The organism is Pseudomonas sp. S2_A10, from assembly GCF_054668465.1.
The window spans coordinates 1,235,959-1,255,632 of sequence record NZ_CP162773.1; the positions used below are offsets into that span (position 1 = coordinate 1,235,959).

The window sequence follows — 19,674 nt, forward strand, 5'->3', positions numbered from 1 at the left end:
AGGAAGCCTCTCGATGAAACGCAGCAAATACGTGCAATTGTCCCTCGCCGCATCGGTGGCGATGGCGATTTCCGGTGAAGCAGCGGCGCTGGATCAGCCGCGCAACTTCCAGAGCGTTGAACAGTGTGTCGACGCCGAATTGGCCGCCGATCTCTGCTCCAGCGCCTACGTCGCCGCCCTGAACGAACACCGGCGCATCGCCCCGGCCTACAACGACAAGGCCAAGTGCGACGCAGACTTTGCCGCTGGCTGGTGTCAGAAAAATTCCGATGGCCGTTTCGTGCCGAAACTCGGCGGCTTCAAAGTGCCGGGCAATGCCGAGACGCCGCAGGATCTCGATGCCATCGCCAATTCGCAAATGCCGGCGGGAGACACCACGAGCAGCAGCGCCAGCCACGGCGGCTCGCACTATTCCGGTGGCTCAGGTGGCGGCGGCAATGGCTGGCTGACCGGATGGCTGATCGGCAACGCTATGAGCAACAACGCCGAACGCACCGTTTACCGTGATCGCGAAACGCGCCAGCCGTACAACACCTCAACGCAGTACCGCCGAGCTGACACAACCTCGCGCAGCCAGTCGGATTACGAGAGCAGCAAGAGCAAACCGGTGAACGTTGCGTCGTCGACTTCGCGCGGCGGTTTCGGCAGCCAGTCCAGCGCCCGCAGCGGTTGGGGTGGCTGGGGCAGCAGTTCCGGACGCTCGAGCAGCTGACATGAAAAAGATCCACTGCGCCGAGCGCCCCGACTGGAAACACACCGCCGAAAGCCTCGGTTTCCTGTTCCACACCATCGACGACGAACCGTACTGGGACGAAAGCGCCTACTACCAGTTCAGCCTCGCGCAGATCGAAAACGATCTCGAAGATCCGACCACCGAACTGCACGAGATGTGCATGGATCTGGTTGATCGCGTCGTCAACAGCGAGGAGTTGCTTGATCGCCTCAGCATCCCGGCGGCGTACTACGACATGATCCGCACCTCCTGGCGCGAGGGTCATCCGCATCTGTACGGTCGCATGGACTTTTCCTACAGCGGCAACGGGCCGGCGAAACTGTTGGAGCTCAACTACGACACGCCGACCAGCCTCTATGAAGCGGCGGCATTTCAGTGGGGCTGGCTGGAACAGTGCATCGAGCGTGGCACGCTGCCGCCACATGCTGACCAGTTCAACAGCATCGACACCAAGCTGCATCAGGCCTTCGCCGAGTTGCAGTTGAAGCGGCCGTTCTACTTTGCGTCGATGAAGGATTCGGTCGAGGACAAAGGCACCACCGATTACCTGCGGCTGATCGCGGAAAAGGTCGGCATCGAATCACGCCACATCGATATCGAAGACATTGGCCTGACGGCTGAAGGTCGTTTCGTCGATCTGCAGGATCGCTGGATCCCGCACCTGTTCAAGCTGCACGCCTGGGAATTCATCTTCCACGAGCCGTTCGGCGCAGCGATCGCCGAATGCGATACGCAGTTTTTCGAACCGGCGTGGAAGGCGATTCTGTCGAACAAAGGTGCCCTGCCGCTGCTGTGGGAATTGCACAAGGGCCATCCGAATCTGCTCGCTGCGCACCTTGATCCGAATCCGCAGAGTGCGGTGCCGAAAGGCTGGGTGCGCAAGCCGTACTTTTCCCGCGAAGGCGCCAACATCGAGCTGCAAACGACGGAAGGTCTGATCGTCAAAGAGGACGGGCCTTACACCGATGCGCCGTTCATCCTGCAGGAGTTCGCACCGCTGCCGAAGTTTGGCGACAGCTACACGCTGATTGGCTCGTGGGTGATTGGTGATGAGGCGGCAGGGATTGGTGTGCGTGAGGACAATAGTCTGATCACCAAAGACTCCAGCCGCTTCCTGCCGCACCTGATCCTGGATTAAGACGAAATTACCTTGTGGGAGCGAGCCTGCTCGCGAAAGCGCCCTGTCAGTTACAGGTGCATCGACTGATCTGACGCATTCGCGAGCAGGCTCGCTCCCACAGGAGATTGTGAGTAGCCAGGAATTTCCTGAACAAAAAAGGCCCGTCGTTTAAGCGACGGGCCTTTTTCATTCAAGACGGTTACAGCGGCAAATCAGAACGGAATATCGTCATCGAAGCTGTCGAAATCCGGAGCCGGTTGCGGTGCGGCCTGCTGCGGTGCTTGCGGAGCCGAACGCTGCTGTGGAGCCGACTGCTGCGGGCGCGGTGCCTGCTGACGTGGCGCCTGCTGCTGGTAGTTGTTGCCGCCGCCTTGCTGGTCGCCCTGTTGTGGACGGCCGCCGAGCAGTTGCATGGTGCCTTGCATGTCGACCACGATTTCAGTGGTGTAACGCTTGATGCCGTCCTTTTCCCACTCGCGGGTCTGCAGCTTGCCTTCGATGTAGACCTGCGAACCCTTGCGCAGGTATTCACCGGCGATCTCGGCAACCTTGCCGAACATCGACACACGGTGCCACTCGGTTTTCTCGACCTTCTGACCGGTCTGCTTGTCGGTCCATTGTTCGCTGGTGGCCAGACTCAGGTTGGTCACGGCATTACCGTTAGGCAGGTAGCGAACTTCGGGATCCTGGCCGCAAGTGCCGACCAATATGACTTTGTTAACCCCACGGGCCATAACGTTCTCCTAAGCGTCGCACGCAGCCCCGGCCGGGTTGTTGACCAGGCGTTCGAGGGTGGTGCGATCCACTAATTCTTTGTCCAGTTTGATGTAAACAGCCGCCTCTTCGGCGACTATCACTGCATCTGTTACCCCTACCAGGGCCTTGAGGCGCTCGACCAGACCCGCTTCGCGGATCGCTTCGGGCGACAACGGCAAGCGCAGGCTCGTCACGTAGGGAGGTTCGCGCATGGTAACAGCAAAGGCCAGCCAAAGTGCAGCCAGCGCGGCGCATCCGAGGAACACAACCGACAGACCGCCATGCTGGAACAACCAGCCGCCGAGTATCCCGCCGAGTGCCGAACCGAGGAACTGGCTGGTGGAGTACACGCCCATGGCCGTGCCCTTGCCGCCTGCCGGTGAAACCTTGCTGATCAGCGACGGCAACGATGCCTCGAGCAGATTGAACGCGGTGAAAAACACCACCGTACCGATCACCAGAGCACGCAGGCTGTCGCCGAACTGCCAGAAGAATAGTTCAGTCAGCATCAATGTCATGACGGCGCCGAGCAAAACTCGTTTCATTTTGCGTTTCTTCTCGCCGTAGATAATGAACGGGATCATGGCGAAGAACGAAATCAGCAGCGCGGTGAGGTAGACCCACCAGTGCTGTTCCTTGGGCAGACCGGCTTTTGTCACCAGTGCCAAGGGCAAGGCAACGAAGCTCGACATCAACATGGCATGTAACACAAAGATGCCCAGATCCAGGCGCAGCAGGTCCGGGTGCTTGAGCGTCGGCATCAGCGCCTGCCGGGCCACTCCGGATTCCCGGTGCTGCAACGGCCCGGTGGATTGCGGCACCATGAACATGATGATCAGGATGCCGAGCAGCGCCATGGCGCCAGTGGCGAGGAACAGCCCGGACAGCCCGAACGCACTGGTCAATAACGGCCCGACCACCATGGCCACGGCGAACGACAGGCCGATGGTCATGCCGATCATCGCCATGGCTTTGGTCCGATGCTGCTCGCGGGTCAGGTCGGAAAGCAGCGCCATCACCGCTGCGGAAATCGCCCCGGCGCCCTGCAGGATTCGCCCGGCGATCACGCCCCAGATCGAATCGGCCTGCGAAGCCAGAACACTGCCAAGAGCGAAGACGATCAGGCCGAGGTAGATCACCGGCCGGCGACCGATGCGGTCGGAAATGATCCCGAACGGAATCTGGAAAATTGCCTGGGTCAGACCGTAAGCGCCAATCGCCAGCCCGATCAGGGCCGGGGTCGCTCCCGCCAGATCCATGCCATAGGTCGCCAGCACCGGCAACACCATGAACATGCCAAGCATACGGAAGGCGAACACCAGGGCCAGACCGCTCGCCGCGCGGGTCTCACTGCCACTCATGCGTTCGCTGTGGGGATCGTGCATGGAAAAACCTCGTGTGAACCGGCGGCGATTCTACCAGTCCCATCGGAAGACGGGGTATATCGCGACGCTATGACGCGTATAGATGAAACTCTCTTCATGAACGGCAAAACGCCCTTCGTTTGATAGTGTGCATCCATCCAGTATTTGCCCGTATACTCCTACGTTTTCGACGCCCGCCAAGCGAGGCCACTTTGGACAAGATCCTGATACGTGGGGCCCGTACCCACAACCTGAAGAACATCGACCTGACCCTGCCACGGGACAAACTGATCGTCATCACCGGCCTGTCCGGATCCGGCAAGTCGTCGCTGGCGTTCGACACGCTGTATGCCGAAGGTCAGCGCCGCTATGTCGAATCACTGTCGGCCTATGCCCGGCAGTTCCTGTCGATGATGGAAAAACCCGACGTCGACACCATCGAAGGCCTGTCGCCGGCGATCTCCATCGAACAGAAGTCGACCTCGCACAACCCGCGTTCGACGGTTGGCACCATCACCGAAATCTACGACTACTTGCGCTTGCTCTATGCCCGCGTGGGTACGCCGCGTTGCCCGGATCACGACATTCCACTGGAAGCGCAGACCGTCAGCCAGATGGTCGATCTGGTGCTGGCGCAGCCGGAAGGCAGCAAACTGATGTTGCTGGCACCGGTGATCCGCGAACGCAAAGGCGAACACCTGTCGGTCTTCGAAGAATTGCGTGCGCAGGGTTTCGTCCGCGCCCGGGTCAACGGACGCATTTGCGAGCTCGACGAGCTGCCGAAGCTGGATAAACAGAAGAAGCATTCGATCGATGTGATCGTCGACCGCTTCAAGGTTCGCGCCGATCTGCAGCAACGTCTGGCCGAGTCTTTCGAGACTGCGCTGAAACTCGCCGACGGCATTGCCTTGGTCGCGCCGATGGACGACGAGCCGGGCGAAGAAATGATCTTCTCCGCACGCTTCGCCTGCCCGATCTGCGGCCATGCGATCAGCGAGCTGGAACCCAAGCTGTTTTCCTTCAACAACCCGGCCGGCGCCTGCCCGACCTGTGATGGCCTGGGTGTGAAGCAGTTCTTCGACATCAAGCGTCTGGTCAATGGCGAGCTGACCCTGGCCGAGGGCGCGATCCGTGGCTGGGACCGGCGCAACGTCTATTACTTCCAGATGCTTGGCTCACTCGCCTCGCACTACAAGTTCAGCCTGGACAAGCCCTTCAACGAGCTGAGCGCCGAGCAGCAGAAGTTCATCCTGCATGGCAGCGGCTCGCAGAACGTCGACTTCAAATACCTGAACGACCGTGGCGACATCGTCAAACGCTCGCACCCGTTCGAAGGCATCGTGCCGAATCTTGAGCGCCGCTATCGCGAAACCGAATCGGCGAGCGTGCGCGAAGAGCTGGCCAAGTTCCTCAGCCATCAGGCCTGCCCGGATTGCCGTGGCACGCGTCTGCGCCGCGAAGCGCGGCACGTCTGGGTCGGCGAGAAAACCCTGCCGGCAGTGACCAATCTGCCGATCGGCGATGCCTGTGAATACTTCGGTGCGCTGAAGATGACCGGTCGGCGTGGCGAGATCGCCGACAAGATCCTCAAGGAAATCCGCGAGCGTCTGCAATTTCTGGTCAACGTCGGCCTCGACTATCTGTCGCTGGATCGCAGTGCCGACACATTGTCCGGTGGCGAGGCGCAACGGATTCGTCTGGCAAGCCAGATTGGCGCGGGCCTGGTCGGCGTTCTGTATATCCTCGATGAACCATCCATTGGCTTGCATCAGCGCGACAACGACCGGCTGCTCGGTACGCTCAAGCATTTGCGCGATATCGGCAACACGGTGATCGTGGTCGAGCATGATGAAGACGCGATTCGTCTGGCTGACTATGTCGTCGATATCGGCCCGGGCGCCGGTGTGCACGGCGGGCAGATCGTTGCCGAGGGCACGCCGGACGAAGTCATGGCACACCCTGATTCGCTGACCGGCAAATACCTGTCCGGCCGGGTGAAGATCGAAGTGCCGGCCAAACGCACCCCACGCAACAAGAAGCTCAACCTGTCGCTCAAGGGTGCGCGCGGCAACAATCTGCGCAATGTCGATCTGGACATCCCGATCGGCTTGCTGACTTGCGTGACTGGCGTATCCGGTTCGGGCAAATCGACACTGATCAACAACACGCTGTTCCCGCTGAGCGCCACGGCGCTCAATGGTGCGACCACACTGGAAGCGGCCGCACATGACAGCATCAAAGGTCTGGAACATCTCGACAAAGTCGTCGACATCGACCAGAGCCCGATCGGTCGTACGCCGCGCTCCAACCCGGCGACCTATACCGGGCTGTTCACGCCGATCCGCGAACTGTTTGCCGGCGTGCCCGAGTCGCGCTCCCGGGGTTACGGCCCAGGGCGTTTCTCGTTCAACGTCAAGGGCGGTCGCTGCGAAGCGTGCCAGGGCGACGGCCTGATCAAGGTGGAAATGCACTTTCTGCCGGACATCTACGTGCCCTGCGATGTGTGCAAGAGCAAGCGCTACAACCGCGAAACCCTTGAAATCAAGTACAAGGGCAAGAGCATCCACGAGACCCTCGAAATGACCATCGAGGAAGCTCGGGAGTTCTTCGATGCAGTGCCGGCACTGGCGCGCAAGCTGCAAACGCTGATGGATGTCGGCCTGTCCTACATCAAGCTCGGGCAGTCGGCGACGACCCTGTCCGGCGGTGAAGCACAGCGGGTCAAGTTGTCGCGCGAGCTGTCCAAACGCGATACCGGCAAGACCCTGTACATCCTCGACGAGCCGACCACCGGCCTGCACTTCGCCGATATCCAGCAGTTACTCGATGTTCTGCATCGTCTGCGCGATCACGGCAACACCGTGGTGGTGATCGAGCATAACCTCGATGTGATCAAGACCGCTGACTGGCTGGTGGACCTCGGTCCTGAAGGCGGTTCCAAGGGCGGGCAGATCATTGCCACCGGTACGCCGGAGGAAGTTGCCGAGATGAAGCAATCTCACACCGGCCATTACCTCAAGCCGCTGCTGATCCGCGATCGGGCGTAACTGCCAAGCATGAAAAAGCCCCTGTCACCGTTGAGGTGCCAGGGGCTTTTTTGTACCCGGTGCAATCAGGACGCGTGGGATTGCAGGTAGTTCTCGAGACCGATCAGCTTGATCAGGCCCAGCTGCTTTTCCAGCCAGTAGGTGTGATCTTCTTCGGTGTCATTGAGTTGAACCCGCAGAATCTCACGGCTGACGTAATCCTGATGCTGCTCGCAAAGCTCGATGCCTTTGCACAGCGCAGCGCGGACTTTGTATTCGAGGCGCAGATCAGCTTCGAGCATCGTAGGCACGGTGGTACCGACGTCCAGATCATCCGGACGCATGCGCGGCGTGCCTTCAAGCATCAGAATCCGCCGCATCAATGCATCGGCGTGGCCGGCTTCTTCTTCCATCTCGTGGTTGATGCGCTCGTAGAGCTTGGTAAACCCCCAGTCCTCATACATCCGCGAATGAACGAAATATTGGTCACGCGCGGCCAGCTCGCCGGTCAGCAACGTATTGAGGTAATCGATTACATCTGGGTGGCCTTGCATCGCCCTACATCTCCCTTCCTGAAAGTCTGTAGTTTGAACCAACCTGACTGGAAGGTCACTCACCGCACGCAATAAAAGCGAAGATATTCTGAGAAAAGCAGGCCAAATAACGCAAAAACCGCCCAAATGAGGGCGGTTCTGCTTCTCGTTTAGACTTCGTTAAGCTGTAGGCTGAGCAGCTTTGCGATTGCTTCTCCATACGCTGGATCGGCTTTGTAGAAATGCTGCAACTGGCGATCGACGACGTCGCTGGAAACACCCGCCATTGCGCCGGCAATGTTGCTGACCAGCAGCGCTTTTTGCTCTTCGCTCATCAAGCGGAACAAGGCACCGGCATGGCTGTAGTAGTCGGTGTCTTCGCGGTGATCATAGCGATCAGCGGCACCGCTCAAGGCCAGCGCTGGCTCAGCGTAATGTGGCGCTTGTTTCGGCGACTCAACGTAGCTGTTCGGTTCATAGTTCGGCGCCGCGCCGCCATTGCTGCCGAACGCCATAGAGCCGTCACGCTGATAAGTATTCACCGGGCTGCGCGGAGCGTTCACCGGCAATTGCTGGTGGTTGGTGCCCACACGGTAGCGGTGCGCGTCAGCGTAGGCGAATACGCGACCCTGCAGCATACGGTCTGGCGACAGACCCACGCCTGGCACCATGTTGCTCGGGCCAAACGCAGCCTGCTCGACTTCAGCGAAGTAGTTAAGCGGGTTGCGGTTCAATTCCAGCTCACCAACTTCGATCAACGGAAACTCTTTCTGCGACCAGGTCTTGGTCACATCAAACGGATTCTCATAATGAGCCGCCGCCTGGGCTTCGGTCATAATCTGAATGCACACGCGCCATTTCGGGAATTCACCACGCTCGATGGCCTCGAACAGGTCACGCTGCGCATAGTCCGGGTCGGTACCGGCCAAACGGGCGGCCTCGGCTGGTGCCAGGTTCTTGATGCCTTGCTGAGTCTTGTAGTGCCACTTCACCCAGTGACGCTCGCCCTTGGCGTTGATCAGGCTGTAAGTGTGACTGCCGAAGCCATGCATATGGCGATAGCCGTCAGGGATGCCACGATCAGAAAACAGGATAGTGACCTGGTGCAGCGCCTCAGGCGAATGCGACCAGAAATCCCACATCATCTGCGCGCTCTTCAAGTTGCTTTGCGGCAGACGCTTTTGCGTGTGGATAAAGTCCGGAAACTTCAGCGGATCACGGATGAAGAACACTGGCGTGTTGTTGCCAACGATGTCCCAGTTGCCTTCCTCGGTGTAGAACTTCAAGGCGAAGCCGCGCGGATCGCGCTCAGTGTCGGCCGAACCACGCTCGCCACCTACGGTAGAAAAGCGCAGAAAGGTTGGCGTTTGCTTGCCTACCGATTCAAACAGCTTGGCACTGGTGTATTCCGTGATGTCACGGGTGACGGTGAACGTACCGTAAGCGCCCGAACCTTTAGCGTGGACACGGCGCTCGGGAATGTTTTCACGGTTGAAGTGCGCGAGTTTTTCGATGAGATGGAAATCGTCGAGAAGCAGCGGACCGCGTGGGCCGGCGGAACGGGAATTCTGGTTATCAGCGACTGGCGCGCCACTGGCGGTTGTAAGCGTCTTGGTCTGGCTCATGCGGTCTTCTTCCTCTGTCAGTCTTGAACTGCCGGCTAATGGGCTTGGAGGGAAGTATTGATCATCGACGTTACAGCTACAAATTCATTAACCTGCAAGCATCGATAGATAATTACTAATTATGTTTTCCCGGCACATAGTGGCAGTTCAACCATGTCAGAAACTTGTATGGACGGCGCATTTCTTACAGACACAAAAAACCGGGCACTAGGCCCGGTTCTTTGTTTCAGACTGACGTCTTACTCGGCGGATACAGCTTCGCCAGCAGTAGCACGATCAACCAACTCGACGTACGCCATAGGCGCGTTGTCGCCAGCGCGGAAACCGCACTTGAGGATGCGCAGGTAGCCACCCTCACGGGTAGCGTAACGCTTGCCCAGGTCGTTGAAGAGCTTACCAACGATAGCTTTCGAACGAGTACGGTCGAAAGCCAGACGGCGGTTAGCCAGGCTGTCTGTCTTGGCCAGAGTGATCAGCGGCTCGGCAACGCGGCGCAGTTCTTTGGCTTTTGGCAGAGTAGTTTTGATCAGCTCGTGCTCGAACAGCGACACCGCCATGTTTTGGAACATGGCCTTGCGGTGCGAGCTGGTGCGGCTCAGGTGACGACCACTTTTACGATGACGCATGGTTCATTCCTTACCAAACACTACGTTCGGTGATTACGACGATCAGGCAGTCGCCTTGTCGTCCTTCTTAAGACTTGCAGGCGGCCAGTTGTCGAGGCGCATGCCGAGGGACAGACCGCGGGAGGCCAGAACGTCCTTGATTTCAGTCAAGGATTTCTTGCCCAGGTTCGGAGTCTTCAACAGCTCTACTTCGGTACGCTGAATCAGGTCGCCGATGTAGTAGATGTTTTCCGCCTTAAGGCAGTTAGCCGAACGTACAGTCAGTTCCAGATCGTCAACCGGGCGAAGCAGGATCGGATCGATCTCGTCTTCCTGCTCGACAACCAGCGGCTCACTTTCACCTTTGAGGTCGACGAACGCAGCCAGCTGCTGTTGCAGGATGGTTGCAGCGCGACGGATAGCCTCTTCAGGATCCAGGGTACCGTTGGTTTCCAGATCAATAACCAGCTTGTCCAGGTTGGTACGCTGCTCGACACGGGCGTTTTCCACCACGTAAGCGATACGGCGAACCGGGCTGAACGAAGAGTCGAGCTGCAAGCGACCGATGCTGCGGCTTTCGTCTTCATCGCTCTGACGCGAGTCGGCTGGTTCATAACCACGACCACGAGCTACGGTGAGCTTCATGTTCAGGGCGCCGTTAGACGCCAGGTTAGCGATTACGTGATCGGGATTAACGATCTCGACATCATGATCCAGCTGAATATCGGCAGCGGTAACCACCCCCGAACCCTTCTTCGACAAGGTCAGCGTAACTTCGTCACGACCGTGCAGCTTGATGGCCAGACCTTTAAGGTTCAACAGGATTTCAATTACGTCTTCCTGTACACCTTCGATGGCGCTGTACTCGTGGAGCACACCGTCAATCTCGGCCTCGACTACTGCGCAGCCGGGCATTGAGGACAACAGGATGCGGCGCAGCGCGTTGCCCAGGGTGTGGCCAAAACCACGCTCGAGAGGCTCGAGAGTGATCTTGGCGCGGGTTGGACTGACAACCTGCACATCAATGTGGCGGGGTGTCAGGAACTCATTTACCGAAATCTGCATGGATGCACCTATTTTCTAGCCCTTACTTGGAGTAGAGCTCGACAATCAGGCTTTCGTTGATGTCGGCGGACAGATCACTGCGAGCAGGAACGTTCTTGAAAACGCCCGACTTCTTCTCAGTGTCTACTTCTACCCATTCTACGCGGCCACGTTGGGCACACAGATCGAGAGCTTGGACAATGCGAAGCTGGTTTTTTGCTTTCTCGCGAACTGCAACCACGTCACCAGCACGAACCTGATACGACGGAACGTTTACGGTCTGACCGTTAACGCTGATCGACTTGTGCGATACCAGTTGACGGGATTCGGCACGAGTCGAACCAAAGCCCATACGGTATACAACGTTGTCCAGACGGCATTCGAGCAGTTGCAGCAGGTTTTCACCGGTTGCACCTTTCTTGCCAGCAGCTTCTTTGTAGTAGCCGCTGAACTGACGCTCGAGAACGCCGTAGATACGACGGACCTTCTGCTTTTCACGCAGTTGGGTGCCGTAGTCGGACTGGCGACCGCGGCGCTGGCCGTGGATACCAGGTGCTGCTTCAATGTTGCACTTCGATTCGATCGCGCGCACGCCGCTCTTCAGGAAGAGATCGGTGCCTTCGCGACGAGCGAGTTTGCATTTTGGACCAATGTAACGAGCCATTCTTTACAATCTCCTGGATTACACGCGGCGCTTCTTCGGCGGACGGCACCCGTTGTGCGGGATTGGCGTCACGTCGGTGATGCTGGCGATCTTGTAGCCACAGCCGTTCAAAGCGCGGACTGCGGATTCACGACCTGGACCTGGACCCTTGACGTTGACGTCGAGGTTTTTCAGGCCGTATTCCAGCGCAGCTTGACCAGCACGTTCAGCAGCTACTTGAGCAGCGAACGGGGTGGACTTGCGGGAACCGCGGAAACCCGAACCACCGGAGGTAGCCCAGGAAAGAGCGTTACCTTGACGGTCGGTAATGGTCACGATGGTGTTGTTAAAAGATGCATGGATGTGGGCGATGCCATCAACCACTGTCTTTTTAACTTTTTTACGAGGACGAGCAGCAGGTTTTGCCATGATTAAATTCCTGTCGATTCGCTGGGGCGATTACTTGCGGATCGGCTTACGCGGACCTTTACGGGTACGCGCGTTGGTCTTGGTACGCTGACCGCGTACTGGCAGACCACGACGATGACGCAGACCGCGATAGCAACCGAGGTCCATCAAGCGCTTGATTTTCATGTTGATTTCGCGACGCAGGTCACCTTCAGTGGTGAACTTCGCCACTTCGCCACGCAGCTGTTCAATTTGCTCGTCGCTCAGATCTTTGATCTTTGCTGCTGGGTTTACCCCAGTCACTGCACAGATCTTCTGCGCAGTAGTGCGACCAACACCATAGATGTAGGTCAGCGAGATAACAGTATGCTTGTTATCTGGAATGTTAACGCCTGCAATACGGGCCATTCAGTGGGACTCCAATTGACAGCTACCTACGCCCCGGAAGCCAAGAAATAGGGCGCGAGATAATATCGCTGTAATAACAAATAATCAACCCGGTAGCGCACTAGCTACCGGGCTTGAAGCACAATCACACTCAGCCTTGGCGCTGTTTGTGACGCGGTTCCGCGCTGCAAATTACTCGAACAACACCTTCGCGGCGAATAATCTTGCAGTTACGGCACAGCTTTTTCACCGATGCACGAACTTTCATCACCAACTCCTCGAACCTTATGGGTACTCAGCGCAACATGCCGCTGCCGTAACCCTTCAGGTTGGCTTTCTTCATCAGGGATTCGTACTGGTGCGAAACGAGGTGCGATTGTACTTGGGACATGAAGTCCATCACAACCACGACCACGATCAGCAACGAGGTCCCGCCAAGGTAGAACGGAACGTTTGCTGCAACCACCAGGAATTGGGGCAACAGGCACACGGCCGTCATGTAAAGAGCACCGAACAGGGTCAAGCGGGTCAGAACGCCATCAATATAGCGCGCAGACTGCTCACCTGGACGAATGCCCGGAATAAAGGCACCGGACTTCTTCAGGTTTTCCGCTACGTCTTTCGGATTGAACATCAACGCCGTATAGAAGAAGCAGAAGAAAATAATCCCTGCACTAAACAGCAGAATATTCAACGGCTGACCAGGAGCGATCGACTGCGAGATGTCCTGCAACCAGCCCATACCTTCAGACTGACCGAACCAGGCACCCAACGAAGCCGGGAACAGCAAAATGCTGCTCGCGAAAATAGCCGGAATAACACCGGCCATGTTCACCTTCAGCGGCAAGTGGCTTGTCTGCGCAGCAAAAACCTTGCGGCCCTGCTGACGCTTGGCGTAGTGAACAGCGATACGACGCTGACCACGCTCAATGAACACCACGAAACCGATAATCGCTACTGCCAGCAAACCGATGGCAACCAGGGCGAAGATGTTGATATCGCCCTGACGCGCAGACTCGAAAGACTGCCCGATTGCTCTCGGAAGACCGGCGACGATACCCGAAAAAATCAACATCGAGATACCGTTGCCAACACCACGCTCAGTAATCTGCTCACCCAGCCACATCATGAACATCGCACCAGCCACAAATGTGGTTACCGCGACGAAATGGAAGCCAAAGTCACCAGTGAACGCGACGCCCTGCCCCGCCAGACCAATGGACATGCCAATAGCCTGGACCAGAGCGAGAGCGACGGTGAGGTAGCGGGTGTACTGGCTAATCTTGCGACGGCCAGCTTCACCTTCCTTCTTCAACTGCTCCAGCTGCGGGCTGACGGCGGTCATCAGTTGCATGATGATCGATGCCGAAATGTACGGCATGATCCCCAGTGCAAAGATGCTCATCCGTTCCAGCGCGCCGCCGGAGAACATGTTGAACAAGCTAAGAATGGTCCCCTCATTCTGTCGAAACAGGTCTGCGAGTCGGTCCGGGTTGATACCTGGAACCGGGATGTGTGCGCCTATTCGGTAGACGATAATCGCCAGGAACAGAAAACGCAGACGAGCCCAGAGTTCAGACATACCGCCTTTGCCGAGCGCAGAGAGAGCACCTTGCTTAGCCATTTATTCCTCGAACTTGCCGCCAGCTGCTTCGATAGCCGCACGCGCACCTTTGGTGGCGCCGATTCCCTTGCCGATAGTGACAGCGCGAGTCACTTCACCGGACAGCATGATTTTCACACGCTGTACGTTGACGTTGATCACGTTGGCATCTTTCAGGGACTGCACAGTAACGATGTCGCCTTCCACTTTAGCCAGCTCGGACAAACGCACTTCTGCGCGATCCATGGCTTTCAGGGAAACGAAACCGAACTTAGGCAGACGACGATGCAGCGGCTGTTGACCGCCTTCAAAGCCTGGAGCGATGGTGCCACCGGAGCGGGAGGTCTGACCTTTGTGACCACGGCCACCAGTCTTGCCCAAACCACTACCGATACCACGGCCCGGACGATGCTTTTCGCGACGGGAACCCGGCGCTGGACTCAGATCATTGAGTTTCATCGATTAACCCTCGACACGCAGCATGTAGTAAGCCTTGTTGATCATCCCGCGATTCTCGGGAGTATCCTGGACTTCTACAGTGTGACCGATGCGACGCAGACCCAGACCCTTAACGCACAGTTTGTGGTTAGGGATGCGGCCGGTCATGCTTTTGATCAGCGTAACTTTAACGGTAGCCATGATTACTTGATCTCCTCAACACGCAGGCCACGCTTGGCAGCGATGGACTCAGGAGACTGCATAGCCTTCAGACCCTTGAAAGTGGCGTGAACCACGTTTACCGGGTTAGTCGAGCCGTAGCACTTGGCCAGAACGTTCTGAACGCCAGCAACTTCGAGGACAGCACGCATAGCGCCGCCAGCGATGATACCGGTACCTTCAGAAGCAGGCTGCATGTACACCTTTGAAGCGCCGTGAGCGGACTTCATCGCGTACTGCAGAGTGGTGCCGTTCAGGTCAACTTGAATCATGTTACGGCGAGCAGCTTCCATTGCCTTCTGGATCGCAGCAGGCACTTCACGCGACTTGCCACGGCCGAAGCCAACACGCCCTTTACCATCACCAACCACGGTCAACGCGGTGAAAGTGAAGATACGGCCGCCTTTAACGGTTTTGGCTACGCGGTTAACTTGAACCAGCTTCTCGATGTAGCCTTCGTCGCGCTTTTGGTCGTTATTTGACATAACTTAGAACTCCAGCCCAGCTTCACGAGCAGCATCAGCCAGCGCTTTAACGCGGCCATGGTACTTGAAGCCAGAGCGGTCGAAAGCCACTTGCGATACGCCAGCGGCCTTAGCACGCGTAGCGACCAGCTGGCCAACCTTTGTGGCCGCGTCGATGTTGCCAGTGGCACCATCACGCAGTTCTTTATCCAAAGTCGAGGCACTTGCCAGGACTTTGTTGCCGTCGGCCGAGATGACCTGGGCGTAGATGTGCTGCGACGAGCGGAACACGCAGAGACGCACGACTTCGAGTTCGTGCATTTTCAGGCGTGCTTTGCGAGCGCGACGCAGTCGAGTAACTTTTTTGTCGGTCATTTGCTATGCCCTACTTCTTCTTGGCTTCTTTACGACGGACGACTTCGTCCGCGTAGCGCACACCTTTGCCTTTGTACGGCTCTGGTGGACGGAAGTCGCGGATCTCGGCGGCCACTTGACCTACCAGCTGCTTGTCGATGCCCTTGATCAGGATATCGGTCTGGCTAGGAGTCTCAGCGGTGATGCCTTCCGGCAGTTCGTAATCCACTGGGTGCGAGAAGCCAAGAGCCAGGTTCAGAACCTGACCTTTTGCTTGCGCTTTGTAACCAACACCGACCAGCTGGAGCTTGCGCTCAAAGCCTTGGCTTACGCCCTGGACCATGTTGTTTACCAACGCACGCGTGGTACCGGCCATTGCGCGAGTTTGTTGATCGCCATTGCGAGCAGCGAAACGCAGCTCACCAGCTTCTTCAACGATCTCAACGGACGAATGGATGTTCAGTTCAAGAGTGCCCTTGGCACCCTTCACCGAAAGCTGTTGGCCTGCGAATTTGACTTCGACACCGGCTGGCAGCTTAACGGGGTTCTTAGCGACGCGAGACATGCTTATCCCCCCTTAGAACACAGTGCAAAGAACTTCGCCGCCGACACCGGCAGCGCGCGCAGCACGATCAGTCATCACACCTTTGTTGGTGGAGACGATAGACACGCCAAGACCGCCACGAACTTTCGGCAGATCTTCAACGGACTTGTACTGACGCAGGCCTGGACGACTAACGCGCTTCACTTCTTCGATAACCGGACGGCCTTCGAAGTACTTCAGCGAGATGGACAGCGACGGCTTGGCGTCGGTGGTGATCTGAAAATCCGCGATGTAACCTTCGTCCTTCAGGACTTTTGCTACAGCAGCCTTCAACGTGGAAGACGGCATGCTTACGACAGACTTTTCAGCCATCTGGGCATTACGGATTCGAGTTAGCATGTCCGCTAACGGGTCCTGCATACTCATGGGCTAGACGCTCCTAATACAAAAAAATTAGCCTTGCGGCTACTACTTGTCGCCGAGAACTTCCGGGCAGAAAAACACGGGCTCAGGCGAGCCGGTCATTCTAGACACACCCCAGAAATGAATCAAGCCCCAAAAGGGGCTTGATTCAGATTCAAGGCCACCGATGGTCAGGTTCTTGCGAACCCGAACATCGAGACTTTGACAACTGTTACCAGCTGGCTTTAACCAGACCTGGTACGTCACCACGCATTGCAGCTTGACGCAGCATGTTACGGCCGAGGCCGAACTTGCGGTACACGCCGTGCGGACGACCAGTCAGGCGGCAACGGTTACGCATGCGCGAAGCGCTTGCGTCACGTGGTTGCTTCTGCAGAGCTACGGTAGCTTCCCAACGCGCTTCTGGACTTGCGTTCAGATCGACGATGATAGCTTTCAGCGCTGCACGCTTGGTGGCGTACTTGGCAACGGTGAGCTGACGCTTCAGCTCACGGTTCTTCATGCTCTTCTTGGCCATTTTCCTACTCCAATCAGTTGCGGAACGGGAATTTGAAAGCACGCAGCAGAGCGCGGCCTTCATCATCGTTCTTGGCAGTGGTGGTCAGGGTAATGTCCAGACCGCGGAGAGCATCGATCTTGTCGTAGTCGATTTCCGGGAAGATGATCTGCTCTTTCACGCCCATGCTGTAGTTGCCGCGACCATCGAAGGACTTGGCATTCAGGCCGCGGAAGTCGCGAACCCGAGGCAGGGAGATCGACAGCAGACGATCCAGGAACTCGTACATACGCTCACGGCGCAGGGTCACTTTGACGCCGATCGGCCATCCTTCGCGGACTTTAAAGCCAGCGATGGATTTACGAGCGTAGGTCACAACGACTTTCTGGCCGGTGATCTTTTCCAGGTCAGCAACAGCGTGCTCGATGACTTTTTTGTCGCCGATCGCTTCGCCCAGACCCATGTTCAGGGTGATTTTGGTAACGCGCGGAACTTCCATCACGTTCGAAAGCTTAAGTTCTTCCTTAAGTTTCGGAGCGATTTCCTTCCGGTAAATCTCTTTTAGTCGTGCCATGGTCTTCTACCTAGCAGTGTTCAAGCATCAACCGCTTTTTGGGTCGACTTGAAGACACGAATTTTCTTACCGTCTTCTACTTTGAAACCAACGCGGTCAGCCTTGTTGGTTTCGCCGTTGAAGATGGCGACGTTGGAAGCGTGCAGTGGCGCTTCTTTCTCGACGATACCGCCCTGTACGCCCGACATCGGGTTAGGCTTGGTATGACGCTTGACCAGGTTCAGACCACCAACAACCAGACGGTTGTCAGCAAGAACCTTCAGCACCTTACCGCGCTTACCTTTGTCTTTGCCGGCGATCACGATGATCTCGTCGTCACGACGAATCTTTTGCATGTCGGATCTCCTTACAGCACTTCTGGGGCGAGCGAGACGATCTTCATGAACTTCTCAGTACGAAGTTCACGGGTCACTGGCCCAAAGATACGGGTGCCGATCGGCTCTTGCTTGTTGTTCAGAAGAACAGCAGCGTTGCCATCAAAGCGGATAATGGAGCCATCAGCACGACGTACGCCGTGACGAGTGCGGACTACAACAGCAGTCATCACTTGGCCTTTTTTCACTTTACCGCGAGGAATTGCTTCCTTCACGGTAACTTTGATGATGTCACCGATACCAGCGTAACGACGATGGGAGCCACCCAGCACCTTGATGCACATAACACGGCGAGCGCCGCTGTTATCGGCCACATCGAGCATGGATTGAGTCTGAATCATATAATTTCTCCGACCCCTAGCCCTTAGACTTCCACAGCGCGTTCGAGAACATCAACCAGCGCCCAAGACTTGGTCTTGGCCATCGGACGAGTTTCACGAATAGTGACTTTGTCGCCGATGTGGCACTGATTGGTTTCGTCGTGCGCGTGCAGCTTAGTCGAACGCTTAACGTATTTACCGTAGATCGGGTGCTTTACGCGACGCTCGATCAGAACGGTGATGGTTTTGTCCATCTTGTCGCTGACAACACGGCCAGTCAGCGTACGGACAGTTTTTTCGGCTTCAGCCATGATCACTTACCTGCCTGCTGGTTGAGCACAGTCTTCACGCGAGCGATGTCACGCTTAACTTGCGAGAGCAGATGAGACTGCCCCAACTGGCCAGTTGCTTTCTGCATGCGCAGATTGAACTGGTCGCGCAGCAAGCCGAGCAGTTGCTCGTTCAGCTGCTGTGCGGATTTTTCACGAAGTTCATTCGCTTTCATCACATCACCGTCCGTTTAACAAAGGAGGTGGCGAGCGGCAGCTTTGCAGCAGCCAGGGCGAAAGCCTCACGCGCCAGCTCTTCAGAAACACCCTCGATTTCATACAGGACTTTGCCTGGCTGAATCTGGGCAACCCAGTACTCCACGTTACCCTTACCTTTACCCATACGAACCTCGAGAGGTTTCTTGGAAATCGGCTTGTCCGGGAATACACGGATCCAGATCTTGCCGCCACGTTTTACGTGACGGGTCAGAGCACGACGCGCTGACTCGATCTGACGAGCGGTGAGACGACCACGAGCAACAGACTTCAGCGCGAACTCGCCGAAGCTGACTTTGCTACCGCGCAGTGCCAGACCACGGTTGTGGCCGGTCATCTGCTTGCGGAACTTCGTACGCTTTGGTTGCAACATTTGGCGTACCCCTTACTTAGCAGCTTTTTTACGAGGCGCTGGTGCTTGTGGTTTCAGTTCTTCTTGGCGACCACCAATAACTTCGCCTTTGAAGATCCAAACCTTTACACCGATCACACCGTAAGTGGTGTGAGCTTCGTAGTTGGCATAGTCGATGTCGGCACGCAGGGTGTGCAGTGGCACACGACCTTCGCGATACCATTCAGTACGTGCGATTTCAGCACCGCCGAGACGACCGCTCACTTGGATTTTGATGCCTTTGGCACCAATGCGCATGGCGTTCTGTACAGCGCGCTTCATAGCGCGACGGAACATTACACGACGCTCCAGCTGCTGAGCTACGCTCTGCGCAACCAGCATACCGTCGAGCTCCGGCTTGCGGATCTCTTCGATATTGATGTGCACAGGCACACCCATTTGCTTGGTCAGGTCCTGACGCAGTTTCTCAACATCTTCACCTTTCTTCCCGATAACGATACCTGGACGAGCGGTGTGGATGGTGATGCGTGCAGTTTGGGCCGGACGATGGATATCGATACGGCTTACGGACGCGCTTTTTAGTTTGTCTTGGAGATACTCACGCACTTTCAGATCTGCGAACAAGTAGTCCGCATAAGTCCGACCGTCTGCGTACCAGACGGAGGTGTGCTCCTTGACGATTCCCAGGCGAATGCCAATGGGATGTACTTTCTGACCCATCTCT

Annotated in this window: 28 protein-coding genes; 3 read left to right on the top strand and 25 right to left on the bottom strand. The window is 56.9% G+C overall.

What is annotated here, in order from left to right; genetic code table 11:
• The first annotated feature begins 13 nt into the window (after window positions 1-13).
• Window positions 14-712 carry a DUF1190 domain-containing protein gene (locus AB4N41_RS05690; protein WP_056790788.1) on the top strand — a complete coding sequence of 233 codons (699 nt, stop codon included), beginning with the start codon at window positions 14-16 and terminating at the stop codon, window positions 710-712.
• A gap of 1 nt (window position 713) precedes the next feature.
• On the top strand, window positions 714-1,871 hold the full coding sequence (locus AB4N41_RS05695; protein WP_252876986.1) for a glutathionylspermidine synthase family protein: 1,158 nt from the start codon (window positions 714-716) through the stop codon (window positions 1,869-1,871).
• A 194-nt stretch (window positions 1,872-2,065) separates the two neighbouring features.
• Here the strand turns inward: AB4N41_RS05695 and AB4N41_RS05700 are convergent, their stop codons facing one another.
• Window positions 2,066-2,587 (bottom strand): single-stranded DNA-binding protein, encoded by a 522-nt coding sequence (locus tag AB4N41_RS05700; protein WP_041477666.1) that lies wholly within the window; start codon window positions 2,585-2,587, stop codon window positions 2,066-2,068.
• A 9-nt stretch (window positions 2,588-2,596) separates the two neighbouring features.
• On the bottom strand, window positions 2,597-3,994 hold the full coding sequence (locus AB4N41_RS05705) for an MFS transporter (RefSeq protein WP_252876987.1): 1,398 nt from the start codon (window positions 3,992-3,994) through the stop codon (window positions 2,597-2,599).
• 191 nt (window positions 3,995-4,185) lie between these two features.
• Here AB4N41_RS05705 and uvrA point away from each other — a divergent pair, with 191 nt between their 5' ends.
• The gene (gene uvrA, locus AB4N41_RS05710) at window positions 4,186-7,020 is read left to right on the top strand and encodes an excinuclease ABC subunit UvrA (protein WP_041477664.1); all 2,835 of its coding nucleotides are present in this window, start codon (window positions 4,186-4,188) and stop codon (window positions 7,018-7,020) included.
• Window positions 7,021-7,085: 65 nt separating this feature from the next.
• Here the strand turns inward: uvrA and bfr are convergent, their stop codons facing one another.
• The 23 genes from bfr to rpsC form a co-directional block, all read right to left on the bottom strand.
• Window positions 7,086-7,553: a bacterioferritin gene (gene bfr / locus AB4N41_RS05715; protein ID WP_130912285.1), complete on the bottom strand. Its 468-nt coding sequence runs from the start codon at window positions 7,551-7,553 to the stop codon at window positions 7,086-7,088.
• Between the two features lie 149 nt (window positions 7,554-7,702).
• Window positions 7,703-9,157, bottom strand: a complete 1,455-nt coding sequence (locus AB4N41_RS05720) for a catalase (protein WP_095181967.1) — start codon at window positions 9,155-9,157, stop codon at window positions 7,703-7,705.
• Between the two features lie 239 nt (window positions 9,158-9,396).
• Entirely contained in the window at window positions 9,397-9,783 is a 387-nt protein-coding gene (gene rplQ, locus AB4N41_RS05725; protein ID WP_003176402.1) for a 50S ribosomal protein L17, read from the bottom strand.
• A 42-nt stretch (window positions 9,784-9,825) separates the two neighbouring features.
• Window positions 9,826-10,827: a DNA-directed RNA polymerase subunit alpha gene (locus AB4N41_RS05730; protein WP_016772946.1), complete on the bottom strand. Its 1,002-nt coding sequence runs from the start codon at window positions 10,825-10,827 to the stop codon at window positions 9,826-9,828.
• A gap of 22 nt (window positions 10,828-10,849) precedes the next feature.
• The gene (rpsD, locus tag AB4N41_RS05735) at window positions 10,850-11,470 is read right to left on the bottom strand and encodes a 30S ribosomal protein S4 (RefSeq protein ID WP_003176404.1); all 621 of its coding nucleotides are present in this window, start codon (window positions 11,468-11,470) and stop codon (window positions 10,850-10,852) included.
• 18 nt (window positions 11,471-11,488) lie between these two features.
• On the bottom strand, window positions 11,489-11,878 hold the full coding sequence (gene rpsK / locus AB4N41_RS05740) for a 30S ribosomal protein S11 (RefSeq protein ID WP_002555466.1): 390 nt from the start codon (window positions 11,876-11,878) through the stop codon (window positions 11,489-11,491).
• A 30-nt stretch (window positions 11,879-11,908) separates the two neighbouring features.
• Window positions 11,909-12,265: a 30S ribosomal protein S13 gene (gene rpsM, locus AB4N41_RS05745; protein ID WP_003186020.1), complete on the bottom strand. Its 357-nt coding sequence runs from the start codon at window positions 12,263-12,265 to the stop codon at window positions 11,909-11,911.
• A 130-nt stretch (window positions 12,266-12,395) separates the two neighbouring features.
• Window positions 12,396-12,512, bottom strand: a complete 117-nt coding sequence (gene rpmJ / locus AB4N41_RS05750) for a 50S ribosomal protein L36 (RefSeq protein ID WP_002555468.1) — start codon at window positions 12,510-12,512, stop codon at window positions 12,396-12,398.
• A gap of 27 nt (window positions 12,513-12,539) precedes the next feature.
• Window positions 12,540-13,868 (bottom strand): preprotein translocase subunit SecY, encoded by a 1,329-nt coding sequence (gene secY, locus AB4N41_RS05755; RefSeq protein WP_016772945.1) that lies wholly within the window; start codon window positions 13,866-13,868, stop codon window positions 12,540-12,542.
• Complete coding sequence (rplO, locus tag AB4N41_RS05760; protein WP_003228720.1) at window positions 13,869-14,306, bottom strand: 50S ribosomal protein L15; 438 nt, start codon at window positions 14,304-14,306, stop codon at window positions 13,869-13,871. It abuts the gene before it with no gap.
• A gap of 3 nt (window positions 14,307-14,309) precedes the next feature.
• A complete protein-coding gene (gene rpmD, locus AB4N41_RS05765) occupies window positions 14,310-14,486 on the bottom strand; it encodes a 50S ribosomal protein L30 (RefSeq protein ID WP_003176408.1) in 177 nt (58 codons plus the stop codon).
• A 2-nt stretch (window positions 14,487-14,488) separates the two neighbouring features.
• Window positions 14,489-14,989: a 30S ribosomal protein S5 gene (gene rpsE, locus AB4N41_RS05770; RefSeq protein ID WP_007955637.1), complete on the bottom strand. Its 501-nt coding sequence runs from the start codon at window positions 14,987-14,989 to the stop codon at window positions 14,489-14,491.
• Window positions 14,990-14,992: 3 nt separating this feature from the next.
• Window positions 14,993-15,343 (bottom strand): 50S ribosomal protein L18, encoded by a 351-nt coding sequence (gene rplR, locus AB4N41_RS05775; RefSeq protein ID WP_003186037.1) that lies wholly within the window; start codon window positions 15,341-15,343, stop codon window positions 14,993-14,995.
• Between the two features lie 10 nt (window positions 15,344-15,353).
• On the bottom strand, window positions 15,354-15,887 hold the full coding sequence (gene rplF / locus AB4N41_RS05780; protein ID WP_003228722.1) for a 50S ribosomal protein L6: 534 nt from the start codon (window positions 15,885-15,887) through the stop codon (window positions 15,354-15,356).
• A gap of 12 nt (window positions 15,888-15,899) precedes the next feature.
• On the bottom strand, window positions 15,900-16,292 hold the full coding sequence (rpsH, locus tag AB4N41_RS05785; protein WP_016772944.1) for a 30S ribosomal protein S8: 393 nt from the start codon (window positions 16,290-16,292) through the stop codon (window positions 15,900-15,902).
• Between the two features lie 208 nt (window positions 16,293-16,500).
• Window positions 16,501-16,806 carry a 30S ribosomal protein S14 gene (gene rpsN / locus AB4N41_RS05790; protein WP_003186042.1) on the bottom strand — a complete coding sequence of 102 codons (306 nt, stop codon included), beginning with the start codon at window positions 16,804-16,806 and terminating at the stop codon, window positions 16,501-16,503.
• A gap of 13 nt (window positions 16,807-16,819) precedes the next feature.
• A complete protein-coding gene (rplE, locus tag AB4N41_RS05795; protein ID WP_003210069.1) occupies window positions 16,820-17,359 on the bottom strand; it encodes a 50S ribosomal protein L5 in 540 nt (179 codons plus the stop codon).
• A gap of 20 nt (window positions 17,360-17,379) precedes the next feature.
• Window positions 17,380-17,694 (bottom strand): 50S ribosomal protein L24, encoded by a 315-nt coding sequence (gene rplX / locus AB4N41_RS05800; protein WP_003186046.1) that lies wholly within the window; start codon window positions 17,692-17,694, stop codon window positions 17,380-17,382.
• An 11-nt stretch (window positions 17,695-17,705) separates the two neighbouring features.
• Complete coding sequence (rplN, locus tag AB4N41_RS05805) at window positions 17,706-18,074, bottom strand: 50S ribosomal protein L14 (RefSeq protein WP_002555479.1); 369 nt, start codon at window positions 18,072-18,074, stop codon at window positions 17,706-17,708.
• Between the two features lie 23 nt (window positions 18,075-18,097).
• Window positions 18,098-18,364: a 30S ribosomal protein S17 gene (gene rpsQ, locus AB4N41_RS05810; RefSeq protein ID WP_003194644.1), complete on the bottom strand. Its 267-nt coding sequence runs from the start codon at window positions 18,362-18,364 to the stop codon at window positions 18,098-18,100.
• 2 nt (window positions 18,365-18,366) lie between these two features.
• Complete coding sequence (gene rpmC, locus AB4N41_RS05815) at window positions 18,367-18,558, bottom strand: 50S ribosomal protein L29 (protein WP_002555481.1); 192 nt, start codon at window positions 18,556-18,558, stop codon at window positions 18,367-18,369.
• Complete coding sequence (gene rplP, locus AB4N41_RS05820) at window positions 18,558-18,971, bottom strand: 50S ribosomal protein L16 (RefSeq protein ID WP_003228729.1); 414 nt, start codon at window positions 18,969-18,971, stop codon at window positions 18,558-18,560. Before rplP ends, rpmC begins: the two co-directional genes overlap by 1 nt.
• A gap of 12 nt (window positions 18,972-18,983) precedes the next feature.
• On the bottom strand, window positions 18,984-19,670 hold the full coding sequence (gene rpsC / locus AB4N41_RS05825) for a 30S ribosomal protein S3 (protein WP_003176422.1): 687 nt from the start codon (window positions 19,668-19,670) through the stop codon (window positions 18,984-18,986).
• Window positions 19,671-19,674: the final 4 nt, after the last annotated feature.